At 71.7% G+C, this 22,104-nt stretch carries 24 protein-coding genes and 1 pseudogene; 19 read left to right on the top strand and 6 right to left on the bottom strand.

From position 1 onward, the window contains the following. The first annotated feature begins 34 nt into the window (after nt 1-34). Genes LXN57_RS31215 through LXN57_RS31195 form a run of 5 tightly spaced genes read left to right on the top strand, consistent with a single transcriptional unit; the run spans nt 35 to nt 3,453 of the window. Complete coding sequence (locus LXN57_RS31215; protein WP_251801768.1) at nt 35-661, top strand: dienelactone hydrolase family protein; 627 nt, start codon at nt 35-37, stop codon at nt 659-661. After that, on the top strand, nt 640-1,302 hold the full coding sequence (locus tag LXN57_RS31210) for a phosphoribosyltransferase (RefSeq protein WP_251801767.1): 663 nt from the start codon (nt 640-642) through the stop codon (nt 1,300-1,302). The genes LXN57_RS31215 and LXN57_RS31210 overlap by 22 nt, the downstream gene beginning before the upstream one ends. A gap of 45 nt (nt 1,303-1,347) precedes the next feature. Further along, nucleotides 1,348-2,538, top strand: a complete 1,191-nt coding sequence (locus LXN57_RS31205) for an MFS transporter (protein WP_251801766.1) — start codon at nt 1,348-1,350, stop codon at nt 2,536-2,538. A gap of 35 nt (nt 2,539-2,573) precedes the next feature. Continuing rightward, entirely contained in the window at nt 2,574-3,035 is a 462-nt protein-coding gene (locus tag LXN57_RS31200; protein WP_251801765.1) for a hypothetical protein, read from the top strand. Between the two features lie 4 nt (nt 3,036-3,039). Next, complete coding sequence (locus tag LXN57_RS31195; protein WP_251801764.1) at nt 3,040-3,453, top strand: HIT family protein; 414 nt, start codon at nt 3,040-3,042, stop codon at nt 3,451-3,453. Here the strand turns inward: LXN57_RS31195 and LXN57_RS31190 are convergent. Then, complete coding sequence (locus LXN57_RS31190) at nt 3,450-4,619, bottom strand: D-alanyl-D-alanine carboxypeptidase family protein (protein WP_251801763.1); 1,170 nt, start codon at nt 4,617-4,619, stop codon at nt 3,450-3,452. The two genes, LXN57_RS31195 and LXN57_RS31190, sit on opposite strands and share 4 nt — an antisense overlap. A 1,932-nt stretch (nt 4,620-6,551) precedes the next feature. On the opposite strand from LXN57_RS31190, the gene LXN57_RS31185 reads away from it, so the two are divergent. The 5 genes and pseudogenes from LXN57_RS31185 to LXN57_RS48390 form a co-directional block, all read left to right on the top strand. Beyond that, nucleotides 6,552-7,895 carry a ferredoxin reductase family protein gene (locus LXN57_RS31185; RefSeq protein WP_251801762.1) on the top strand — a complete coding sequence of 448 codons (1,344 nt, stop codon included), beginning with the start codon at nt 6,552-6,554 and terminating at the stop codon, nt 7,893-7,895. Between the two features lie 24 nt (nt 7,896-7,919). Continuing rightward, entirely contained in the window at nt 7,920-8,318 is a 399-nt protein-coding gene (locus LXN57_RS31180) for an SRPBCC family protein (RefSeq protein ID WP_251801761.1), read from the top strand. 172 nt (nt 8,319-8,490) lie between these two features. After that, on the top strand, nt 8,491-8,661 hold the full coding sequence (locus LXN57_RS31175; protein ID WP_251801760.1) for a hypothetical protein: 171 nt from the start codon (nt 8,491-8,493) through the stop codon (nt 8,659-8,661). 2 nt (nt 8,662-8,663) lie between these two features. Continuing rightward, complete coding sequence (locus LXN57_RS31170) at nt 8,664-8,867, top strand: hypothetical protein (RefSeq protein ID WP_251801759.1); 204 nt, start codon at nt 8,664-8,666, stop codon at nt 8,865-8,867. A 166-nt stretch (nt 8,868-9,033) separates the two neighbouring features. Then, nucleotides 9,034-9,831, top strand: a pseudogene (locus LXN57_RS48390) (DUF6082 family protein); the annotation flags it as partial. A 67-nt stretch (nt 9,832-9,898) separates the two neighbouring features. On the opposite strand, the gene LXN57_RS31160 reads toward LXN57_RS48390, so the two are convergent. Further along, complete coding sequence (locus tag LXN57_RS31160; RefSeq protein ID WP_251801757.1) at nt 9,899-10,195, bottom strand: hypothetical protein; 297 nt, start codon at nt 10,193-10,195, stop codon at nt 9,899-9,901. 319 nt (nt 10,196-10,514) lie between these two features. On the opposite strand from LXN57_RS31160, the gene LXN57_RS31155 reads away from it, so the two are divergent. Beyond that, nucleotides 10,515-11,564: an aldo/keto reductase gene (locus LXN57_RS31155; protein WP_251801756.1), complete on the top strand. Its 1,050-nt coding sequence runs from the start codon at nt 10,515-10,517 to the stop codon at nt 11,562-11,564. A 52-nt stretch (nt 11,565-11,616) separates the two neighbouring features. Here LXN57_RS31155 and ald read toward each other — a convergent pair whose 3' ends face one another. Next, nucleotides 11,617-12,732 carry an alanine dehydrogenase gene (gene ald / locus LXN57_RS31150; protein WP_251801755.1) on the bottom strand — a complete coding sequence of 372 codons (1,116 nt, stop codon included), beginning with the start codon at nt 12,730-12,732 and terminating at the stop codon, nt 11,617-11,619. A gap of 123 nt (nt 12,733-12,855) precedes the next feature. Here ald and LXN57_RS31145 point away from each other — a divergent pair, with 123 nt between their 5' ends. From LXN57_RS31145 to LXN57_RS31120, 6 genes are all read left to right on the top strand, one after another. Then, nucleotides 12,856-13,326 carry an Lrp/AsnC family transcriptional regulator gene (locus tag LXN57_RS31145; protein WP_251801754.1) on the top strand — a complete coding sequence of 157 codons (471 nt, stop codon included), beginning with the start codon at nt 12,856-12,858 and terminating at the stop codon, nt 13,324-13,326. Between the two features lie 252 nt (nt 13,327-13,578). After that, on the top strand, nt 13,579-14,802 hold the full coding sequence (locus LXN57_RS31140; RefSeq protein ID WP_251801753.1) for a GAF domain-containing sensor histidine kinase: 1,224 nt from the start codon (nt 13,579-13,581) through the stop codon (nt 14,800-14,802). A 19-nt stretch (nt 14,803-14,821) separates the two neighbouring features. Then, nucleotides 14,822-15,286: a MarR family winged helix-turn-helix transcriptional regulator gene (locus LXN57_RS31135; protein ID WP_251801752.1), complete on the top strand. Its 465-nt coding sequence runs from the start codon at nt 14,822-14,824 to the stop codon at nt 15,284-15,286. Further along, nucleotides 15,283-16,500 carry an MFS transporter gene (locus LXN57_RS31130; protein ID WP_251801751.1) on the top strand — a complete coding sequence of 406 codons (1,218 nt, stop codon included), beginning with the start codon at nt 15,283-15,285 and terminating at the stop codon, nt 16,498-16,500. Before LXN57_RS31135 ends, LXN57_RS31130 begins: the two co-directional genes overlap by 4 nt. A 205-nt stretch (nt 16,501-16,705) precedes the next feature. Beyond that, nucleotides 16,706-17,716: a LacI family DNA-binding transcriptional regulator gene (locus LXN57_RS31125; protein WP_221380020.1), complete on the top strand. Its 1,011-nt coding sequence runs from the start codon at nt 16,706-16,708 to the stop codon at nt 17,714-17,716. Nucleotides 17,717-17,809: 93 nt separating this feature from the next. Beyond that, nucleotides 17,810-18,226, top strand: a complete 417-nt coding sequence (locus tag LXN57_RS31120; protein ID WP_251801750.1) for a hypothetical protein — start codon at nt 17,810-17,812, stop codon at nt 18,224-18,226. A gap of 6 nt (nt 18,227-18,232) precedes the next feature. On the opposite strand, the gene LXN57_RS31115 is transcribed toward LXN57_RS31120, so the two are convergent. Together LXN57_RS31115 and LXN57_RS31110 are read right to left on the bottom strand one after the other, a co-directional pair. Then, entirely contained in the window at nt 18,233-19,807 is a 1,575-nt protein-coding gene (locus LXN57_RS31115) for a serine/threonine-protein kinase (RefSeq protein WP_251801749.1), read from the bottom strand. Between the two features lie 42 nt (nt 19,808-19,849). Beyond that, nucleotides 19,850-20,569, bottom strand: a complete 720-nt coding sequence (locus tag LXN57_RS31110) for a laminin G domain-containing protein (RefSeq protein ID WP_251801748.1) — start codon at nt 20,567-20,569, stop codon at nt 19,850-19,852. 165 nt (nt 20,570-20,734) lie between these two features. Between LXN57_RS31110 and LXN57_RS31105 the strand changes: the two genes are divergently transcribed. Beyond that, nucleotides 20,735-21,067, top strand: a complete 333-nt coding sequence (locus tag LXN57_RS31105; RefSeq protein WP_251801747.1) for an STAS domain-containing protein — start codon at nt 20,735-20,737, stop codon at nt 21,065-21,067. Beyond that, nucleotides 21,064-21,459, top strand: a complete 396-nt coding sequence (locus tag LXN57_RS31100; RefSeq protein ID WP_251801746.1) for an ATP-binding protein — start codon at nt 21,064-21,066, stop codon at nt 21,457-21,459. The genes LXN57_RS31105 and LXN57_RS31100 overlap by 4 nt, the downstream gene beginning before the upstream one ends. A gap of 93 nt (nt 21,460-21,552) precedes the next feature. On the opposite strand, the gene LXN57_RS31095 is transcribed toward LXN57_RS31100, so the two are convergent. Continuing rightward, nucleotides 21,553-21,921 (bottom strand): hypothetical protein, encoded by a 369-nt coding sequence (locus LXN57_RS31095; protein ID WP_251801745.1) that lies wholly within the window; start codon nt 21,919-21,921, stop codon nt 21,553-21,555. Between the last annotated feature and the right edge of the window lie 183 nt (nt 21,922-22,104).

Raw genomic sequence — 22,104 nt, 5'->3', positions numbered from 1 at the left:
TATAGGGCGTGCCCTTCGGGGTACGCCCGCGCGCATGGCTCTGGCGATAGCGGGAACCGAACTTGACGGCGACCTCACGCTGCCCGGACAGCCCGTGGGTGTGGTGCTCTTCGCCCACGGCAGCGGCAGCACACGACGCAGCCCGCGCAACCGTATGGTCGCCGAGGCGCTGCAGACGCGCGGACTCGGCACTCTGCTGGTCGATCTGCTCACACCCGAGGAGGAGCTGCGCGACGCGATCGACCGCGAGCTGCGCTTCGACATCGGGTTCCTGGCCGACCGGCTGATCGGCCTCACCGACTGGCTGACCGGCCACGACGAGACCGCGCGGCTGCCGATCGGGTTGTTCGGCGCCAGCACCGGCGCGGCGGCGGCGCTCGTGTGCGCGGCTTCGCGGCCCGATCATGTACGGGCGGTGGTGTCCCGCGGCGGGCGGCCCGACCTCGCGGGGCCGGCGCTGGGCCAGGTCGAGGCGCCCACCCTGATGCTGGTCGGCGGCGAGGACCAGGCGGTTCTCCGGCTGAACGAGCAGGCACGCAGCGTCATGACGACTACGGTCGAGTTGAGCGTGGTGCCGGGCGCGACCCACCTGTTCGAGGAGCCGGGCACGCTCGACACGGTCGCGGAGGAGGCGGGAACGTGGTTCACGACGCATCTCTGATGTTCGCCGACCGGGACGACGCCGGGCGGCAGCTGGCCGAGGCGGTCGCCGCCCAGGTGCCCAAGCATCCCGGGCCGGCGCCGCTCGTGCTGGCGCTGCCGCGTGGGGGCGTTCCGGTCGCCGTCCGGGTGGCGGCGCGGATCGGCGCTGAGCTCGATATCGTTCTCGCCCGCAAGATCGGGGCGCCGGGGCGGGAGGAGTTCGGTGTAGGGGCGATAGCCGAGGACGGTCCGCCCGTCTTCGACGAGCGGATCCTTTCGCGACTGGGTTTGGACGAGGCGGATCTCGCCGAGGCGGTGGCCCGCCAACGTGTCGAGCTGGGTCGCCGCGTACGAAACTATCGTGGCGACCGGCCGCCGCCGGACCCCACCGGCCGGGAAGTCGTGGTCGTCGACGACGGCCTCGCCACCGGAGTGACGGCCCGGGCCGCGGTGCGATGGCTGCGATGCCGGAACCCGGCGCGCCTCGTCTTCGCGGCGCCGGTCTGTGCACCGCAGGTCGGCGCGTCAGTGGGGGCGGATACCGTGATCTGCCTGAGCGAGCCGCCCTCGTTCCAGGCCGTCGGGCAGTGGTACACGAACTTCGACCAGCTGACCGACGCCGACGTCGAGCGGGTGCTGAGAGGCTTCGCTCACAGCTGACAGCCGCTATGTACGAGCGTACACATGGTGTGTACGCTCGTACGCATGACGACTCTGACCGCCGCGCCCACGCGGCAGGCCCGCCTCGCGCGCGCCGCGGTCGCCGCGCTGTTCCTCACCAACGGCGCGGTGTTCTTCAACGTGGTGCCGCGCTATCCGCAGATCAAGGCCGACCTGGGCGTCTCCAACGCCCTCTTCGGCACGGCCATCGCCGCCATGCCGGTCGGCGCGCTGCTGGCCGGTCTGCTCGCGGGCGCGGTGATCCGGCGGCTCGGCTCCGCCCGCACGGCGTCGTTCGGCATCGTCCTGCTGACGCTGGCCACGCTGCTCCTCCCGATCGCGCCGCACTGGACGGTGTTCGCGGGCGCGATGTTCGTCGTCGGCGCGCTCGACTCCATCATCGACGTCGCGCAGAACGCCCACGGCCTGCGCGTGCAGCGCCTCTACGGGCGGTCCATCCTCAATTCGCTGCACGGGGTGTGGAGCATCGGCGCCGTGCTCGGCGGCCTGATGGGCTCGGCCGCCGCCGGCCTCTCGGTGCCGCTCGGCCTGCACCTGACGATCTCGGCCGTGCTGTTCAGCACCATCGCGCTGGTCGCCTTCCGCTTCCTGCTGCCGGGCGCCGAGGACGCCGAACGCTCGCCGGTTGCGGCTTCCGATGCGGCGCCGCGGCGTGCTTTCACCGGCGCCGCGGTGAAGATGCTGGCTGCCCTCGGTCTGCTCGCGGCCGCGGGCGCCCTGGTCGAGGACGCGGGCGCGTCCTGGGGCGCGTTGTTCCTGAGCGAAGACCTGAACGCCGGGGCCGCCACCGCCGGCCTGGCCGTGGTGGCCATGCAGGTCGCGATGACCGTCGGGCGGCTGACCGGCGACCGGGTGGTGGACCGCTTCGGCCAGCGCACAGTCGTGCGGGCCGGTGGGGCGCTGGCCGCGGTCGGCATGGGCGCGGCCCTGGCCTTCCCGTCGGTGCCGGCCGCGCTGGCCGGTTTCGCGCTGGCCGGCCTGGGTGTGGCAACGCTGGTGCCGGCGGCCATGCACACGGCCGACGAGTTGCCGGGCCTCTCGCCGGGCGCGGGCCTGACGATCGTGAGCTGGCTGCTGCGTGGCGGCTTCCTGCTCTCGCCGCCGCTGGTGGGCCTCGTCGCCGACCAGTCCAGCCTGCGCGTGGGCCTGCTGAGCGTCGTCCTGGCCGGCGTGGTCACCCTGATCCTGGGCCGCGTGCTGGTCAACCGCCCTTAGGTTTCCAAGGCGGCCCGCGCGGGCACGGCTGACCCATGCGAACGGGAATTCTGGCCGGCGCGGCTGCGGGTGCTGCCGGCACCGCGGCCCTCAACGCCGTCACCTACCTCGACATGGCCGTGCGCGGCCGGGCCGGCAGCCGGACGCCCGAACAGACGGTGGAGGCTCTCGAGGAGCACCTGCCGGTTTCCGTCCCGGGGGAGGGCGAGACGCGCGAGCACCGGCTCACCGGCCTGGCCAGCCTGAGCGGCATCGTCACGGGCGTCGGCCTCGGCGTCACCTTCGGTCTGCTGCGGCGGGCGGGCGTACGCCCACCGGCCCCGCTCGGCGCCGCGCTGATCGGCGTCACGGCGATGGCGTCGACCAACCTGTCGATGGCCGCTCTCGAGGTCAGCGACCCCCGCACCTGGTCCGCCACCGACTGGCTGGCCGACGCGGTCCCCCACCTGCTGTACGGCGTGGTCACCGACGCGGTGCTGCGCTCGCTCCACCGTTGACGGCATGGCCCTGAGGCTCGACCCCGGCACGGTGATCGCCGTCGAGTCGCTGTGGACCCTGTCCGTCAACCGGAACCAGAACCTCATCGGCAAGACCATGCTGGTCGCCAACCGCCCCGTCGAGTCGGTCACCGCCCTGACCCCCTACGAGTGGACCGACCTGCACCGCCAGATCACTCGCCTCACCACGGCCGTGGGCAGTCTGTTCACCCCCGACCAGTTCAACCACGCCTTCCTCATGAACGCCGACGCCCAGGTCCACCTGCATGTGGTGCCGCGCTACCGGTCACGGCGCGTGTGGCGCGGCCACACCTTCACCGACCCGCACTTCGGCGAGCTCTACGGCAAGGAACAACAGGTCCTCGACGCCCCGGAGCTGGCCCTGCTCGCCGACCAGATCCGGGAGCGGCTTGCCTAGGGCGTTCGCGTCAGGCGCCACCACACCGAGGGGTCGCCGGTGGCGCCGTCGGCCCGCAGGTCCACGCGTACGCCGGAAGCCTGAACCGTGCCGACCGGCTGACCCGCGGCCACCGAGGCGCCCGGAGCCGTCGTGGTGACCTTGACCGGGACGCTCAGCCCGGGCCAGCCCACCACCTTGAGCGGGGTGGCCGGGCGGACCGGGGTGCTTTCGCCCCAGGCCGTACGGACCTCGCCCACCGGATCGGCCGGGAGCAGGGTGTACTGCTTCACCGTCTGGCGAACCGCGCGCAGCAGCGTCTTGATCTCCCGGTTGACGTTGGCCAGCTGCTCCGGCGTGTTCAGCCCCGGCTGGTTGAAGACGGCGCCGACGATGGTCAGCTTGCGGCCGCCGACCGTCAGGTGCGCGGCGAACAGCAGACAGCCGCCGGCCTCGTCGGTCGACCCGGTCTTGATGCCGAAGACGCCCTGGACGCCCAGCAGGTCGTTGTAGTTCCGGATCTTGCCGGCGACCGGGATGGTGGCGCTCGGCAGCGCGACGATCTCGGCGAAGACCTCCGACTTCAGCGCGGCCCGGGCCAGCTTGACCTGGTCCGGCGCGGTGCTGACGGTGGTCGGCAGATAGCCGCTGGGATCGGTGTAGCGGGTCTCGGCCATGCCCAGGTCGTCCGCGGCGGCGTTCATCTTGTCGACGAAGGCGCTCTCCGACCCGGCGTCCCAGATCGCCAGCTGGTGGGCGATGTTGTTGGCCGACGGCAGCATCAGGGCCTCGATCGCGTCCCGCTCGGTCAGCTTCTCGCCGACCCGCACCGGCACCAGCGACTGGTTACTGGCGATCCGCGCCTGGTAGTCCGCCACGTCGGCCGCGGTCACGGTCAGCGAGGGACCCTCCTCGTCGCCGCTGAGGGGGTGGTCCCGCAGGATGACGTACGCGGTCATGACCTTCGCGACACTGCCGATGGGCGCCGCCTCGTCGGGCCCGGATCCACCGAGCCGTCCCAGTCCCTCGATCATGAGTTCGGCCGAGCCCTCGTCGGGCCAGGGCAGCTTGATGGTGCCCGGGATCTTCATGGTGGCGGCTACGTCGGTGGCCAGGGTCGCCTTGGGCAGTGAGCGGGTCAGTTGGGCGGTGGCGCCGGCTCCCAGCAGGGCCACCAGGAGGAACACGCTTATGAGTACGGCGGGGAGCCGCCTCCGTTTACGCGGGGCGTTTCCGTACTCGGCGGGCGGGCGGCCGTATTCGGCAGGCGGCGTTGCGGCGCGGCCGTATTCGGTGGACGACTGGGTGGCTGGGCGGCCGTATTCGGTGGACGCGCGGCCGTGCTCGGTGCTGGGGCGGCCGTATTCAGCGGGTGGCGTGGACGCGCGGCCCTGCTCGGCCGGCCGGGTGGCTGGTTGGCCGTATTCGGCGGGGGGCGTGGACGGGCGACCGTATTGGGTTGGAGCGGTTGGGGTGCTGGGAGTGGCCGTGCCGGGCTGGGGTGAGCCGCCGTAGAGGTTGCCCGGTGCTGGCCGCGATGCGGGCGCCTTGGCCGATCCCGGTTGCGTTGGGGTCGCCGCGAGGGGTGTCGCTGGGGCGGGCCTCGGCGCGGGAACGGCGGTTCTTTGCTCGGGGCGGGTCGCGGGATCAGGGGCGGTGGTTCTCTGCTCGGGGCGGGTGACGGGGACGGGAGCGGCCGTCTCCTGCTTGGGCCGGGCCGCGGGGATAGCCGCCGCGCTCGCGGTGGACGGCCGCTCCGGGGGTTGAGTCTGGTTCGTGGCGGGTGCTGGGATCGGAGCCGTGGGCGCGGCCCGGTTGAAGTCGCGCAGTGTGGTCGGGCGATCGCGCGGTGCGACGGGGACCGATACCGAACTGGCGGCACTCGGCCCCTGACGGGAGGGTTCCGGCGTCTGTGGCATGAGCGCGGTGGCGTCCGCATCCCCGGCCGACGTGGAGCCGGCCGGCCGAGAGACGCGCCCGCCGCCGGCCTGGTCGGCGCGGCTCGCGCTGCCGGCTCGGTCGGTGGGGCTTGCGCTGCCGGCTTGGTCGGTGGGGCTTGCGCTGCCGGCTTGGTCGGTGGGGCTTGCGCCGCTCGGTGGTCCGGCCGGGGCGGAGCTGCCAGCCGGCGTACGCGGAACTTCAGTGGCCTGGCCGGACGATCCCGCTTCGGAGGGCTGAATCGCCGCGGTCCGGTCCGGGTCGGTCGCGGCCGGGAATCGGGGGATGGCCGTAGTGCGGTCCGGATCCGAAGTCGTGTCCGCAGGCCGACTCGCCGGCGGGACCGCCTCGAGCCGCGCCGTCGCATCGGAGTCAGCCCCGGAAGGGGCCGGCTCGGTGACCGGTTGTGGATTGTTCGCCGAGTGACCGGCGGCGCCTGTGGACAACCCGCTCGAAGATCTCTGATCGGCGTAAAATCGGCCGCCACCTCCCCCTCCCACAGTGGGTGGGCTGACGTCTGAGGCTGGGCCGGCGTTTCCGGGTGGCCTCACTTCTGCGGGTGGGCTGACCTCTGCGAGCCGGCTGACGTCTGCGGGCGGGCTGACTTCCGCGGGTGGGCTGACGGCTGCCGGACGGCTGACGTCTGCGGGCCGGCCGGCGGCTGTGGGCGAGTCGGCGTCGGATTCCTGGCGGCCCGCGGAGGGGCCGGCGGCAGCCGCTGGGGCGGCACTCGATGGGGCGGCCACCGATGGAGCTGTGACTGCGGGCCGGCCGGCGTCGGGCTTCGGAGCGGAGTCTGCCGATGAGCCGGCAGACGCGGGGGAACCTGCCGCCGCTATGTCGGCCGGTGGGTCGGCCGCTGTCTGAGGAGCGGCGACGAAGGGGGCCGGCTTCCCGGGACCGGCGGATGCCGAAGCGGCCGCGTCCGGTGCGGGGATGGCCTCGGTGGGGTCATCCGCCGTCGAAGGGATCGGCTGGGTCTCGTCCGTCGGCTTGGCCGGCTGTGTCACTACTTGCTCCTATCCGCCCGTCCGCCCGGGCGCCGGGGCCAGTATCGCCGGGGCGCGCCACTCGGGACGAATCACGACCTACTGAACCCTTCCGGCAGCGGCTGTCGTGTGGGTGATTGCGCCGCCGCGCGATCACCGCTAAAGACGATGCACACTCCCCGGGAGGTTCGGATGACCACCGCAACCCGGCCGCAGCTGCGGCGCATCGCTCCGGCCCGGACGGCGTTCCTGCTGCTCTGGGCGTTTTTGCTGTTCAACCTCTTGATCGTCGAGCTCATGCTGGCCCGTCCGAACACCCCGGCCCACAACACGCTGACCACGATCGGCCGCGTTCTCGGCCTGCATCTCGGGTTCGCGCTGGCCCTGCAACTGCTGTTGATCGCCCGCCTGCCGTTCCTCGACCGGCGGATCGGCATGGACCGGCTGACCGGCTGGCACCGCTGGACCGGGTTCGCCATCTTCTGGCTGGTGCTGCTGCATCCGACATTCGTGATGCTGGGCTACTCCCAGCTCGACCGGATCCCGTTCCTGAGCGAGATCCCCAACCTCGCCAAGCAGTTGCCGGTGGCCCTCGGGATGATCGCGGCCGGGCTCGTCGGCGTCATCGCGGTGACGTCGGTGCGGGCCGTGCGCAGGCGGATTCCGTACGAGGCCTGGCATGCCATCCATCTGCTGGTCTACGCGGTGATCGTGCTCGGCGTGATCCATCAGGTCTACGAGGGCAGCGCCTTCAAGACCAACAACTTCACCCAGGCGTACTGGTGGGGGTTGTGGGCCTTCGCGATCGGCGCGCTGCTGACCGGCCGCCTCGTGCTGCCGCTGATCCGCAACCTGCGGCACCGGATGCGGGTGGCGGCGGTGGTGGCCGAATCGCCCGACGTGGTCTCCGTCCATGTGACGGGCCGTGACCTGCACAAGCTCCACGCCCGCGCCGGGCAGTTCTTCCTGTGGCGCTTCCCCGGGCACAATCGCTGGTGGCAGGTGAATCCGTGGTCGCTCTCGGCCGCGCCCGACGGTCACTCCCTGCGACTGACGGCCAAGGCCATCGGTACGACCAGTGCCGGGCTCCGGGACCTGCCGGTCGGCACGCGGGTGTTCGCCGAGGGCCCGTACGGCGCCTTCACCGCGACCGGCCGCACCCGGCAGGACACCCTGCTGATCGCCGGGGGCATCGGCGTGACCCCGATCCGCGCGCTCCTCGAGGACGAGACGCTGGACGGCGACATCGTGGTTCTCTACCGCGTACGCACTCCCGCCGATGCTGTCCTGCTGGGCGAACTGCGCAACCTGGCCCAGCTGCGCGGCGCGCGACTGCACCTGCTGACCGGCCGCACCGTCGAGGGGAACCAGCCGTTCAGCCCCGAGAACCTGCGCGGCCTCGTCCCCGACATCACCGAGCGCGACGTGTACGTGTGTGGCCCGGCCGCCATGACCGACGCGGTGCTGCGCAGCCTGCGGGCGTTGCGGGTGCCCGCCCAGCAGCGCCACGCCGAGGTGTTCCGGCTGGCCGGTTGAGTGACACCAGCGGATCATCAGGGCATGAGCACCGATACGGCACACGTCGCCGAACGCATCGACCGCCCGGTCAACGACGTCTACGCGTACGTGTCGAACCCCGCGAACCTGACGGCCTGGGCCCCCGGCCTCGGCGAATCCGTGGAGCAGCACGACGGCGACTGGTACGTGCAATCACCCGACCTGGGCCGGGTGCGCGTCGAGTTCGCCCCGCCCAACGGTTTCGGCGTGCTCGACCACGTGGTCACCCTGGAATCGGGTGAGCAGTTCCTCAACCCGCTCCGCGTCGTGCCCTACGGCGACGGCGCCGAGATCGTTTTTTCCGTACGCCGCCCGCCCGGCACGTCGGACGCCGACTTCACCCGCGACAGCGGCAAGGTCGCCGACGATCTGGCCCGCCTCAAACAGATCCTCGAGAAGTGAGGCCCCCGGGGAACCCGGACCCCGGCTCAGGCGTCTTCCGGGTGTGACCCGCCATCGCCGCCTCAGCTGGTGCGCCGCGCTGCTCGCGTGCGTCCTGGCCGCCTGCTCAGCCGAGCGACCCCATGCGCGACCCACCGCACAAGCGTCAGCCGCAGCGCCCAGCCCGAACTCCGTGAATTGCGCCCACGACATCGGCGGCCGCCCGCCCGACGACAACTTCCGCCTCGTGCTCGATGCGGTGGCCCTGCCCACAGGGGTGCTGGAGTCGCACGACTCGGGCCGGCCCGGTCGCCTCTTCGCCAAGGCAGGCCTGCTCGTCCGGGCCGGCACGCCGTCGAGCTGACGGTGACCACACCCGGCGTGACCATCGGCTGGGGCAGCCCCGGCCCCGAGGGCGCCACGATCCGGGTGCCGGCCTGCCCGAGCGCCAACGGCTGGCTGGCCTTCGCCGGTGGCTACACGGTCACCGAGCCGACCTGCGTCGCGCTGACCGTGCGGGCCGACGGCCGCGAGCAACGAGCCGAGGTGAGCGTAGGCGGCACATGCTGACCGGTCGGCCGGAACTGGAACCGGTACAGCGGCGCTCGGCGTCCCGGTTCGTGCGGCCGCTCGCAGGATCGGGGCCTCGACCGTCAGAATGACTGTGATGGATACTCGGTAATATTCGAGAAAAGCAAGTTGCGTTGTGCTATTCAGCTTTTTGCCACCTAGCCGAATGCCACGTATCGCGAGGTGGGAGCATTCGCTCACTCATGCCCGGGAGCTTGACGGGACATTGCGTCGTCGCGGCACAATCGTCTTGCGCCATAAAATTCGACACCGCCCAGTCCTTGATCGCAAGGCGGGCGGTATCGGTGTTTCCGGATCGGCCGAGGGGGTTACGGGGATGAGCGATGACTCTCTCAGTGGCAGATCCCTGGCGTACACAAAAATCACGCTCTGGATATTGGGCCTCGTTCTGCTGGTGAGTGCGGGCGCGGTTTTCGCCGGCATCGGCTTGGTCGCGGTTCTGGCGCGGCGCGGCGACGACGTCACGTGGAGCCGGTGGAGCAGCGTCGGCGAGTCGTTCGGCGTGGTCAACTCGCTGATCTCCGTGCTTGCCGTGGCAGCGGTCGTCGTGACCTGGACGTCGCAGTACAAGCTCCTCCGCGAGCAGCGCGCGGAAGGGGCCGAGCAGCGCGTGATGGAGGAGCGCCGAGCCGACCTCGAACTCCGCAAGATGCACGTGGACCTGATGCGATTGGCGCTCGAGCGGCCGCATCTGGCCGAAGTGTGGCCCCGGATCGCCGGCGTCGACGCGCTGGTGGAATCGCAGCATATGTATGCAAATCTGATCCTGCAGCACGTCTGGCTCGAGTATTCCAGCGGCAAAACGACCCGGAACCAAATGGTCAACAATGTTCGGTATCTGATGGCCAGCCCGGCCGTGCGGGCGTTCTGGAGTGATACCGAGAACAGTCGCCGCAGCATCTATGCGGAAAATACGGAGCAGTCAGAATTGATCGCCGTGGCCGACGAGATCTGGCGCCAGTGCGAGGCCGTCCTAGCCTGTTCCGCCGAGCCGCCCAAGGACGCCGGCGCTAGACGCGGGTCTTCGAGGGAAGACCCAAATGGCTCCAGTTGGACAGCGAGGCCTGGCCGGCGTGGGTCAGGGCCAGCAGCAACCCCGCCACGACGGACCCCACCAGCGTCCCCGCCAGAGCCAGCACCAGAACCTTCGTCGCCCCCAGCATGACCGCCTTCGGGACGACGATGATGCGCTCGTAGTCGGCCACTCCGGCGTCGGCCGGCAGTTGGGGCTGGAGCGTATCGGTGTGGTGGGTGCCGATGAGGGCGAAGTTGCCGTCTGCCAGCTGGAAGATCGCTGGGCAGGTCACATTGGTGGAGCACTTCGGGGGCGGTCCTACGCGGCGGTCGATGCGGGATGCGGGCAGGGCGCCAGCGGCCGGCGGCGTAGATGACACGGCTGTAATTCCTAGTGGCTCGGACGCGTACTTTGCAAGGGCGAAGTCGGATATATCCGACTCTGAATGAGACTATAACCGTTCGCGCGATCGCGGGGAGTTCGATTCCACGCCTCGGAGTGTCGCCGTTGCCGGAGATCACACGCGGCCGGAGCCCGTTCCGGTGGACAGCCGTCCGTGGGCGGGTAAGGCTGTCCGGAGCACTACCGACGGTAAGGAAGAGGGAATCAGGATGCAGTACCGGCAGCTAGGCCGCACGGGTCTGAGGGTCTCCACGTTCACCCTGGGCACGATGGGCTTCGGCGGCACCGGCTGGGCGTCTCCGGTCGGCAAGATCGACGTGGCGGGGGCCCGCGAGCAGATCGCGATTGCCCGGGACGCCGGCGTCAACCTCATCGACACGGCCGACGTCTACTCGAACGGTCTCAGCGAGGAGATCCTCGGCGAGGCCCTCGGGGACAGCCGTGACGACGTGCTGATCGCCACCAAGGTCCGGATGCCGATGGGGGACGGGCCGAACGACGCCGGGCTCTCCCGGCATCACATCATCCGCGGGGCCGAGGCGAGCCTGCGCCGGCTCGGCACCGACTACATCGACCTCTATCAGGTGCACGAGTGGGACGGGCAGACCCCGCTCGAAGAGACCCTGACGGCGCTGGACGACCTGGTGCGCAGCGGCAAGGTCCGCTACATCGGGTGCTCCAACTACTCGGCCTGGCACATGGTCAAGGCGCTCGGCATCGCCGACGCCCGGCAGCTCGAGCGGTTCGCCAGCACCCAGGTCTTCTACTCGCTGGCCAACCGTGACATCGAGGCCGAGATCGTGCCGGCCGCGCTCGACCAGGGCGTCGGCATCCTCGTATGGAGCCCGCTCGCGGGTGGCCTGGTGTCGGGCAAGTACCGGCGCGGGGTGACGGCGCCCGAGGGCAGCCGGCACCTTTCCGAGTGGAGCGAGCCGCCGATCTACGACGAGGACAAGCTGTACGACTCGATCGAGGTCGCCGTGAAGATCGGCGAGTCGCACAACGTGTCGGCGGCGCAGGTGTCGCTGGCCTACATCGCCCAGAAGCCGGGCATCACCTCGCTGATCGTCGGGGCCCGCACCACCGAGCAGCTGCGCGACAACCTGGCCGCGGCCAACCTCGAGCTGACCGCCGACGAGGTCAAGGCGCTCGACGACGCCAGCGGCGACAACCTGCGCTACCCGTACTGGCACCAGCGCAACACCAGCACCGACCGCCTGAGCGCGGCCGACCTGTCCCACATCTCGAACTACCTGTAAGCGGGAACGAAACGGGCCGCCTTCCGCAGGGCGGCCCGTTCTGCTTGGTGGGTCAGGCCAAGACAGTTGCGATCTCGACTGCGGGGAGGCCCAGCGCGGTCCCGACGGACTCGTTCGTGAGCTTGCCGTCGTGCACGTTCAGGCCCATCGCGAGTGCCGGGTCGGCCTTCAGAGCGGCCTTCCAGCCCAGGTCAGCGAGCTTCAGGGCGTACGGCAGGGTGGCGTTGGTCAGGGCGTACGTCGAGGTGTTGGGCACCGCGCCCGGCATGTTGGCTACGCAGTAGAAGACCGACTCGTGCACCTTGTAGACCGGGTTCTCGTGGGTGGTGGGCCGCGAGTCCTCGAAGCAGCCGCCCTGGTCGATGGCGATGTCCACCAGCACCGAGCCGGGCTTCATCCGCTTCACCAGGTCGTTCGAGACCAGCTTGGGCGCCTTGGCTCCGGGCACCAGTACCGCGCCGATCACCATGTCGGCCTCGATGCAGGACTGCTCCAGCGCGTAGGCCGAGGAGACCAGCGTCTTGACCCGGCCGCCGAACTGGGCGTCGATCTGGCGCAGGCGGGAGATGTTGAGGTCCAGCACGGTGACGTCGGCCCCCATGCCCAGCGCGATCGTCGCCGCGTTGACGCCGGAGACGCCACCGCCAATGACGGTCACCTTGGCGGGGCTGACGCCGGGCACGCCGCCGGGCAGGACGCCGCGGCCGCCCGAGTTGCGCATCAGGCTGTACGCGCCTACCTGCGGGGCGAGCCGGCCGGCGACCTCGCTCATCGGGGCCAGCAGGGGCAGCGAGCCGTCGGTGAGCTGCACCGTCTCGTACGCGACGGCGGTGGTGCCGCTGGCCAGCAGCGCCTTGGTGCCCTCGGCGTCGGCGGCCAGGTGCAGGTAGGTGAAGAGGACCTGGCCTGCTCGCAGGCGGTGGTACTCGGCGGCGATCGGCTCCTTGACCTTGAGCAGGAGGTCGGCGCTCCGCCACACGGTGTCGGCGTCGGGCGCGATTTCGGCGCCGGCGGCCACGAAGTCCTGGTCGGTGATGGCTGAGCCGGCGCCCGCGCCGGCCTCGACGAGCACGCTGTGGCCGCGGCGCACGAACTCGGCGACGCCCGCGGGGGTGATCGCCACCCGGTACTCGTGGTTCTTGATCTCAGCCGGCACGCCGATGTGCATCTCAGGTCCTCTCGTCACGCGTCCGGCACAGCGTGAAACGATGTGCAGTTTGATCGCAACACCGTCGCATAAGATTCTGATTCAGAGGCTTGGGCCGAAGAAGCTGCGACAGGCGGGGTGGAAATGACCGACGTACCGAAGGATCTTCGAGGTCTGGATCACATCGACCGCGACCTGCTGGCCCTGCTCGAGGTCGACGGCCGCATGCCGAACAACGCCCTGGCCGAGCGGGTCGGCATCGCCCCGTCGACCTGCCTGACGCGGATCCGCCGGCTGCGTGAGCTGGGCGCGATCCGTGGCTTCCACGCCGACGTCGACCCGGCCTGGATCGGGCGGCCCATCCAAGCCATGATCGCCGTCCGGATCCGGTCGGAGTCGCGCGACGCGATCGGCAAGTTCGCCGAATCGCTGGCCGGCATCCCGGCCGTACGGGATGTGTATTTCGTTTCCGGCTCCTACGACTTCCTGCTGCACGTGGCCACGGCGGACGTCGAGGATCTGCGCGAGGTGATCACCGAGCGGCTCAGCGGCACCCGCCTGATCGCCGGCACCGAGACGTACCTCATCTTCGAGCACCGCCGCGGCAACCCCTGAGCCGCGCCGTGAGGAGCCGCGCCGTGAGGAGCCGCGCTGTGAGGAGCCGCGCCGTGAGGAGCCGCGCCGTGAGGAGCCGCGCCGTGAGGAGCCGCGCCGCGAGAAGGCGAGAGACGGCGCCCCGAAAAGGCACCGCAGAGGCAACCCTGATCACCGCCCTGCACCCGGAAGACCGCTCAGGCCGCTGAGGCCGACGCCGACCGTTAACCGCCGACGGGAGCAATCCAGGCACATCGACGAGGGGCGCGGGACATGCCGGTCACCCTGGTTCACGCGGACGCCGCCGAGCAGCGGCGTCTCGCGGCGTTGCGCGACTACGGTGTGCTGGACACAGCACCCGAGAGCGATTTCGACGACATCGCGGTGCTTGCCGCGCAGTTGTGCCGGGCGCCGATCGCCCTGGTCAGTCTGGTCGACGCCGACCGTCAGTGGTTCAAGGCCCGGGTCGGCCTGCGGCTGTGCGCGACGGCCCGGGAGGACTCGTTCTGCGCGCACGCCATGTACGCCGTCGACGTCATGCAGGTGCCCGACGCCCGCCTCGACCCGCGGTTCCAGGACAACCCGCTGGTCACCGGTGAGCCGAACATCGTCTTCTACGCCGGCGCGCCGCTGGTCACCTCGACCGGCGAGGTGCTGGGCAGCCTGTGCGTCATGGACCACGAGCCGCGCCTGCTCACCCCGGCCGAGTGCCAAGGCCTGCGCACGCTGGCCCGGCATGTGATCGCCCAGCTCGAGCTGCGGCAGTACGCCCGCGGGGTCGACGCCGCCAACGAGCGGCTGCGCGAGGCCGACAAGATCAGGGACGAGTTCGTGTCGCGGGTCACGCACGAGCTGCGGACGCCGCTGACCTCGATCAACGGGTACCTCGAGATGCTGGCCGACGACGACGTGGAGCCGGCCACGGGGATCGATTTCCTGACCCGGATCCGGCGCAACTCCGACCGGCTGATGGCGCTCGTCGACGACATGCTGCTGGCGGCCCAGGCCGGGCAGGACCAGCTGCGGCTCACCAAGCGCCGGCTCGACCTGGCCGAGCTTTCGCGGGCGGCGGTCGTACGCAATCAGGTCCTCGCCGCCGGTCGCGGGCTCGAGATCCGGGCCGACGCCCCCGAGCCGGTTCTGGTCGAGGCCGACGAGATCCGGCTCGTCCAGGTGATCGAACGGCTGGTGCTCAACGCGGTGAAGTTCACGCCCCGTGGTGGCATCACGGTCGGCGCCACGGCCCGGGGTGACCAGGTCGAACTGACGGTACGTGACACCGGCGTCGGGATCGAGCCGGGCGACCGGGAACGCGTGCTCGCCCCGTTCCGCCGCTCGGCCTACGCCGAACGGGCCGAGGTGCAGGGGGCCGGCTTGGGCCTGAGCATCGTCAAGGCCATCGTCGACGGGCACGGCGGCTCGATGCGCATCGAGAGTGAACCCGGGCGGGGCGCGACGATCATCGTCAGCCTGCCGGGCGTTTCCGGGATTATATAAGCGCTGTTACATTGCTCCGGTGGACCTGCTCGACAGCAATCACTGGAGTGACCTTCACGCCCTGCTGGCGGATCTCGATCGCGACATCGCCGCCCTCTACACCGAGGCCGGCATCGACGGCATGCGCACCCGGTTCGTGGGGCCGCTCATCGCCCTGCACCGGTTCGGCCCGATGACGATCCGCGAGCTCGCGGCCCGGCGCGGGGTCTCGCACTCGGCGATGAGCCAGACCGCGGCGGCGATGGCCCGGGCCGGGTTCGTCGAGAGCGCGGCGGGGGACGACGGGCGTACGCGGCCCATCGGCCTCACCGCCCGGTCGCGCGAGATCATGCCGTTCCTGGTCGCGGAGTGGCGGTCGACCGAGGCGGCGGTGCGGCAGCTCGACGAGGAGCTGCCCTACCCGATGACCCAGGTGGTGGCCGACCTGCGGGCCCTGCTGGCCGCCCGGTCGTTCGCGGAGCGGCTCCGCCCCGTCGATCGATGAGGGTCCTGACCGACCTGCGGCCGCTGCGCGAGAACCCGGCCTTCCGGCGGCTCTGGCTGGGCACGACGGCGTCCGGTTTCGGCGGTCAGTTCGGCGCGTTCGCCGTCGTCTTCTATGTCTGGGACCGTACGCACAGTGCCGCCGCGGTCGGCCTGGTCGGGCTGGCCACCGGCCTGCCGCTGATCGTCGTCGCCCTGGCCGGCAGCGCGTTCACCGACCACGTCGACCGGCGCCGGCTGGCCCTGCGCTGCACGGTGGCCCAGATCGTGCTGTCGGCCGCGATGACCTTCGTGGCGTTCACCGACGTCGGCGGCGTGCCCGCGATGCTGCTGCTGGTGGCATCGCAGGCGGCTCTGGGCGGCCTGATCGGCCCGGCCCGCCAGACGTTCGTGCCCCTGCTGCTGAGCGGGGACAGGCTCGCCGCCGGCCTGGCCCTCAATCACCTCTCGTTCCAGCTGGCGATGCTGCTCGGCCCGGCCGCCGCGGGTGTGCTGACGGCTGCGGCCGGGGTGGGCTGGTGCCTGGCCGTCGACACGCTCACCTTCGCGGCGGCGCTGATCGGTCTGGCCGGGCTGCCGTCCGGGGTGCCGGCGGCCGAGGGGGCGCCCGGCTGGCGGTCGGTGCGGGCCGGTCTGGCGTACGCGGGGAGAACACCCGCCGTACGCGGTGCCCTGCTGGCCGATCTGGCCGCCACCCTGCTGGCCATGCCCGTGGCGCTGTTCCCGGTGGTGAACGACGAGAAGTTCGGGGGCCGGCCCGAGGTGCTGGGCCTGTTCACGACGGCGCTCGCCGTGGGCGGCGTGCTGGCGATGATCCTGTCCGGAGCGGCCACCCGGCAGCCGCGTCCCGGCCGGCTGATGCTGATCTGCGGCGCGGTGTGGGCGGTCGCCCTCGGGCTGGCTGGGCTGACCGGCAGCCTGGTGGTCTTCCTGGCGCTGATCGCGGTTGCGGGCGCCGCCGACACGTGGGCGGTCGTCTCCCGCGGCACGGTCGTCCAGACGGTGACGCCACCCGGCTTCCGCGGCCGGATCTCGTCGCTGGAACACATCGCGGGCGCGGCCGGCCCCCAACTCGGGAACCTGCGTGCGGGACTGGTGGCGGCCGGCACCTCGGGCGGGGCCGCGCTCGCTCTGGGTGGGCTCACCGCCGTCGTCGCCACGGCCACCATCGCCGCGTCCACGCCTCAGCTCCGCCGCTTCCGCCACGCTCCGTAGCGCCGGATCCCGGGATTCATGTCCCAGTTGCGGTAATTCGGCGACACTCCGTCCCGGGATTGACCGTAACGATCATGTTGCCGCAAGCGCCGGGCAGGTACCTTGTGTCGGGCGCGACCACCGGTTGCGCTCCTTCCGGCGTGACGAACAGGGACACGCCGGTGTCGGGCGTGCTTGTGTCGAGCGCGCCGGAGAGGTGCCATCGATGACGACGGAGCGGAACCGGGCGAGCGGCCGGCCGACCTTGGAAGAGGTCGCGGTGCGCGCCGGTGTCGGCCGGGGCACCGTGTCCCGCGTGGTGAACGGGTCGCAGCAGGTCAGCCCGCGGGCGCGGCAGGCCGTGGAGGACGCGATCCAGGAACTGGGCTACGTGCCCAACCGCGCCGCCCGCACGCTGGTCACCCAGCGTACCGATTCGATCGCCCTGGTCATCTTCGAGTCGGGCGAGCGGTTCTTCGCCGAGCCGTTCTTCGGGCGCATCGTGCAGTCGATCTCGTCGGTGCTGGTCGCCCGCAACCTCCAGATGGTCCTGATGATCGCGCAGGCCCCCGAGGAACGCCGCCGGCTCGAGGGCTACCTGACCCGGCAGCACGTCGACGGCGCTCTGCTGCTCTCGCTGCACGGCGACGACCCGCTGCCCTCCGTCCTCGAGGAGAGGGGCGTCGCGACCGTGCGGGTCGGCCGTCCCATGTACGCCGAACGAGGCACCTACGTCGATGCCGACAACCGGGCCGGCGCCCGCGAGGCCGTGTCGTACCTGTGGTCGCAGGGCCGCCGCCGCATCGCCGCCATCACCGGCCCGCTCGACATGGCAGCCGGCATCGCCCGCCTCGAGGGCTACCGCGACGTGGTCGGCGACGGACCCGTGGCCTTCGGCGACTTCAGCGAGGAGAGCGGCGCCGACGCCATGCACCGCCTCCTCGAGCAGTTCCCCGACCTGGACGCGGTGTTCGCCGCCTCCGACATGATGGCCGCGGGCGCCCTGCAGGTGCTGCGCCGGTACGGCCGCCGGACGCCCGAGGACGTGGCCGTGATCGGCTTCGACGACTCGGTGATCGCCCGCCACACCGATCCGCCGCTGACCAGCGTCGACCAGCCCATCGCGGAGATGGGCCGCGAGATGGTCCGCCTGCTCCTGGCCAAGATCGACGGCAGCGAGCCGGGTGACGCCGAGATCGTCCTGCCGACGCGGCTCGTGATCCGCGGCTCGGCCTGATCCACCGGCGTGAGATCTCGGTGGGGACTGGTCGCGTCGGCCGCGACCCTGACGCTGGTCACGTCGTGCGGTGCGCCGGGAAAGGATCCGGTCGTGGGCGCTGCCAGCACCGCGACCTGTTCGGATCCGGTCAACGACGAGGACGGGCACTGCGCGTTCGAGCTGAAGGACAGCCATCGGCGTACGGGTGTGCCGCGCATCGGCGAGAACGATGCGCTCGACGAGGCCGCCGTGGCCGTGCACCTCAGGGTGCACGACGCCGGCGCGGGTGAGCTGTCGGCCACCGAGGCCGACGCGGCCAAGGTGCGACAGGCGCTGGCCGCCGGGGACTACGCCGAGGTCACCGTGCGGCTCGCGCGCGACAGCGACTCCACTGTGCCGGGCGCGCTGCTCTACGCCGTGCGGGTCGGCGACGTCTGCGTGCTGGGCGACGTGACTCCGCCCCCGGACGAGCGCTGGCACGAGTGGTACGCGGGCCTGCTGCCGGACGGTCGCTGCCTGGACGCCTGACCGTGGTCAGGTGCCCGCGGCCCGGTTCACGTCGGCCAGGCGGGAACGCAGCAGGGTGGCCTGGGCCGGGGACACACTGCCCTCGCCCGCCCGGTCGTTGATCTTGCGGCGCAGGGCGTCGACCTGGCCGCCGACGTTGTCGCCGTCGCCGTTGGCCAGCGGGCGCAGCAGGTTGAGCAGGTCGAGAGCCACATCGGAGCGGATGTCGGCCTGTTCCACGGCGTTGCGGAAGCGGCCCACCGCGTCGTCGAAGGTCAGCGTGGGGGCCACCCGCTTCGGCGTGGGGGAGTAGCGGGGGGTCGTCGGCGGTGTGCCTGCTGGTGTGCGGGACGGCGCCGGAGACTCCGACACGACGACGGGCGGGGGCGGCAACTCGGGGGCGGCCTCGTTGGTCGGCCTCGGCCAGTTGACGGCGAGCACGGCGCCACCGACCGCGGCCAGCAGCGCCACCACCGTCACGCCCAGCACCCAGCGCCGGGTCGGGGCCGGAGTCAGGGCAAGGGTCACGGCGGGAGCCCGGCCGGCGGCGTACGCGCGCTGCTGCGGCGCGGTGGGCCGGGCGCCCCGCGGCGACCGGCCGGCCGGGGTGCCGCCGCGACCGTCCGGGTGGGTGCCGGGCCGGCCGTCGGCGGGACGCTCGCCCCCCGGCCCCGTCGCCGGCCTCGATCGCGCCGGGCCGGCCACCCGGGAATCAGCGCGGGCGGCACCGCCGCCGACACCGCCGCGGCCGCCCACGGCGGATGCGGCCGGCGGCTCGGCGGCCGGCGGGTCATCGACCTTGAGCCACAGGGCGGTCAGGTCGAAGCGGATCTCTTCGGCGCCGGGACGCATCTCCGGGTCGTCGGCCAGGCAGCGGTCGACCAGCGACCGGAAGGCGGCGGGCAGATCCGGCGGCAGCACGTTCGGCCCGGTGGCCCGTGCTTCCGCCAGTTCCTCCCACGTGTCCACCGGGTACGGCGGATCCCCGGTCACCATCTCGAACAGCAGCACGCCGAGGCCGTACACATCGGTCGCCGGCTCGGCCGGCATGCCGTCCAACCGTTCCGGCGCCACGTAGGCCGGCGTGCCGAACGTCGAACCGGTGTCGTCGTCGTCCGGCTCGCCGGCTGTGGCGCTGATGCCGAAGTCGAGGATCTTCACGCCGGTCGGGGTGAGCATGACGTTGCCGGGCTTGATGTCGCGGTGCACGACCCCGTTGGCGTGGGCCGCGGCCAGCGCGTCGGCCACCGCGGCGCCGATGCGGGCCGCCTCGGGCAGCTCGATCGGCTCCCGTTCGAGCCGGGCCGCCACGCTCTCGCCGGCCAGCAGCTCCATCACCACGAACGGCGCCACCGTGCCGTCGGCCCGGACCGCCTCGCGGTAGTCGTGGACGGCCGCGATGTTCGGGTGCTGAAGCTTCGCGGCCATGCGCGCCTCGCGCCAGACCACCTGCGAGCCCTTGGGCAGTTTGACCGCGACCGGGCGGGCCAGCAACTCGTCGTCGGCCCGCCAGATCTGGGCCATGCCACCCGTCTCCAGGAGCGTGACCAGCCGGTATCTTGCCGCCAGCAGGGTTCCCGCAATCGGCCACTCGTCGCTCACCAGGGAACAATCGCGGAGGATCGGGACGGGTGTCAACACCTGTTACCAGCCGGGATCTTCCACGTCGATCGCGATGTAGTCGATGTCCCCGGCGAAGTAGTCACAGCCCACGTCCACCTGGTCACACTCCGACTTCCCGCCGATCGCGATGGGCCACGAGTTGGCGATCGGGCCGGTCCAGCCGGAACGCTCGGCCACCGTGCGCCCGTCGATGGCCAGGCTCACGCCGTCGCCGGTTCGTTCACACCGTACGGTGTGCCAGCGTCCGTCGTTGATGGGCTGGGGCGCCGTCACGAGCAGCGACGTGTTCGAACCCCGGAACCAGCACTGCACCCGGCCGTTGGGGATCTGCAGCTTGAAACTGCCGCCGCGGACCGTGGCCTGCCCCTTCTGCACGACGTTGCCGAAGTGGTCGCGGGTGCGCAGCCGCATCTCGATGCCGTAGTCGCGGCTGCCGGGGTCGAGCCGCGAGTCGTCGGGGACGATCACCAGGTGCCCGGGCCGGGTGGGCGGGGTGTCGGGTTCGAGGCGTTCGAAGCCGTACGCGGTCCGGCCGTCCGACCGGATGCCGACCGCGACCTCCCGGCCGATCCGCCCGTGGAAGCCGTGCCCGCTGACGTCGCGCATCGTACGGGCGCCGGGCGATTCGTTCATGGTCCAGTACGCCAGCTCGTGATCGGGGGAGGCGGTGGCCGCGCCGCCCGTGGAGGCGAGCAGGCCGGCCGCCGCGACAGAGACAAGCCACAGACGCTTCATTCGCATGGTTCATCCCCGTATGCGGTTTATTGCCGTATTTGACGGTTTAATCCTACGCAGAGCGCCTTTTCCCCGCGCAAGAGAACGGCCGGGGATTCGCCCGCCCGCCGGACATCGTTGGGAACCCGCGTCGTGGATGTCATGATGTGACCCGGCACGCAAGGGGAGGCAATGCCGAACTTCGAGGCGACAACGCGACAGGAAGCCGGCCATGTGCGGGTGACCCTGGCCGGCGAGTGCGATCTGGCGGTCCGCGACGAGCTGCACGCGGTGCTCGAGACCGCCGTCCGCACGGCCCCGCTGGTGATCGTCGACCTCGGCGCGCTCGACTTCCTCGACTCCAGCGGCGTTCACGGCCTGGTCGCCGCCCACCTCGAGGCCCAGTCCCGGGGTGGCCGGGTCGCGCTGCTCAACCCGAGTGGCGCCGTCGCCGCTGTCCTCGACATCACCGGCGTCGGCACCCTGCTGGGTTCGGTCAGCGACGGAAAAACGGCGGGCGGATGAACGGCGACACTCCCGACTCGGAATTCCCGTACGCCGAACCCGGCGACCTGGCCCACGTCCGTGAGTTCGTCCGCACCGGCGCCACCCGCCTCGGCCTGCCCGAACATCGAGCCGAGCTGCTCACTCTGGCCGTCAGCGAACTGGCCACCAACACCCTGCAGCACACCGCCGGGGGCGGCCTGGTCCGCCTGCACAGCGCCGGCGGCCGCATCGTCTGCGACGTGATCGACGGCGGCTCGGTCCGGGCGCTGGGCCGAGCCATGCCCGCGGCCGACGCCCTCCGGGGCCGAGGCCTGGCCATCGTCGAACGCGTCTGCGACGAGGTCGGCGTCGACACGGCCCCCGGCGGCACCCGGGTGCGCCTGTTCCTCGACCTGGAGTCGCCCAACTGAGGTCGGTGTGTCGTGGATCACCGCGGAGCCGCCAACCTTTTCCGGGTTCGCGCGTCCTCTCAGGCGACAGTGCACCGACTGACAGCTGGAGCCCTAGATGCGCAGATCCACCCGGACCCTCGCGGTCGCCGCCGGAGCCGTGGTCGTCGTCGTCATCGGCGGGGTGTCCGCCGCGGCGGCCTTCGCCGACGACGCGACTCCCGCGCCAGTTGCGACCACGTCGCCCGCGGCAACCGCGTCGCCCGCCGCAACCGCGTCGCCGGTTGGGACCGCGTCGCCGGCCGCGACCAGGTCGCCGGTTGCGACCGCCGAGCCCGCCCCTTCCGCGTCCAGGGCGCCGGTGAAGGTCGAGCCGACGCCCTCCTCGTCCAAGGCGCCCGCGACGGCGGAACCGGCGCCTTCCGCGTCCCCGGCGCCGGTGACCGCCGGACCCTCGCCCCGGACGGCCACTATCGAGCCCACGCCGAGGTCCTCGACCCGGGCCGCTTCCTGAGGTCGCGGGGCGGCCGCCCCCGCCGGCCGCGCGCCCCCCCGCCCGCCCCCCCACCCCCCCCCCCCCCCGCGCGGGCGGCCCCCCCCCCGCCCCCCCCCCGGCGTGCCGCTCACCCGGCGGGCCTTCGAGGCGATGATCGAGCCGGACGTGCA

It is taken from the genome of Paractinoplanes hotanensis (genome assembly GCF_023717965.1).
GTDB classification, from domain to species: Bacteria; Actinomycetota; Actinomycetes; order Mycobacteriales; family Micromonosporaceae; genus Actinoplanes; species Actinoplanes polyasparticus.
The sequence above is the reverse complement of the archived record's forward strand: the minus strand, read 5'-3'. Positions and strand labels throughout refer to the sequence as shown.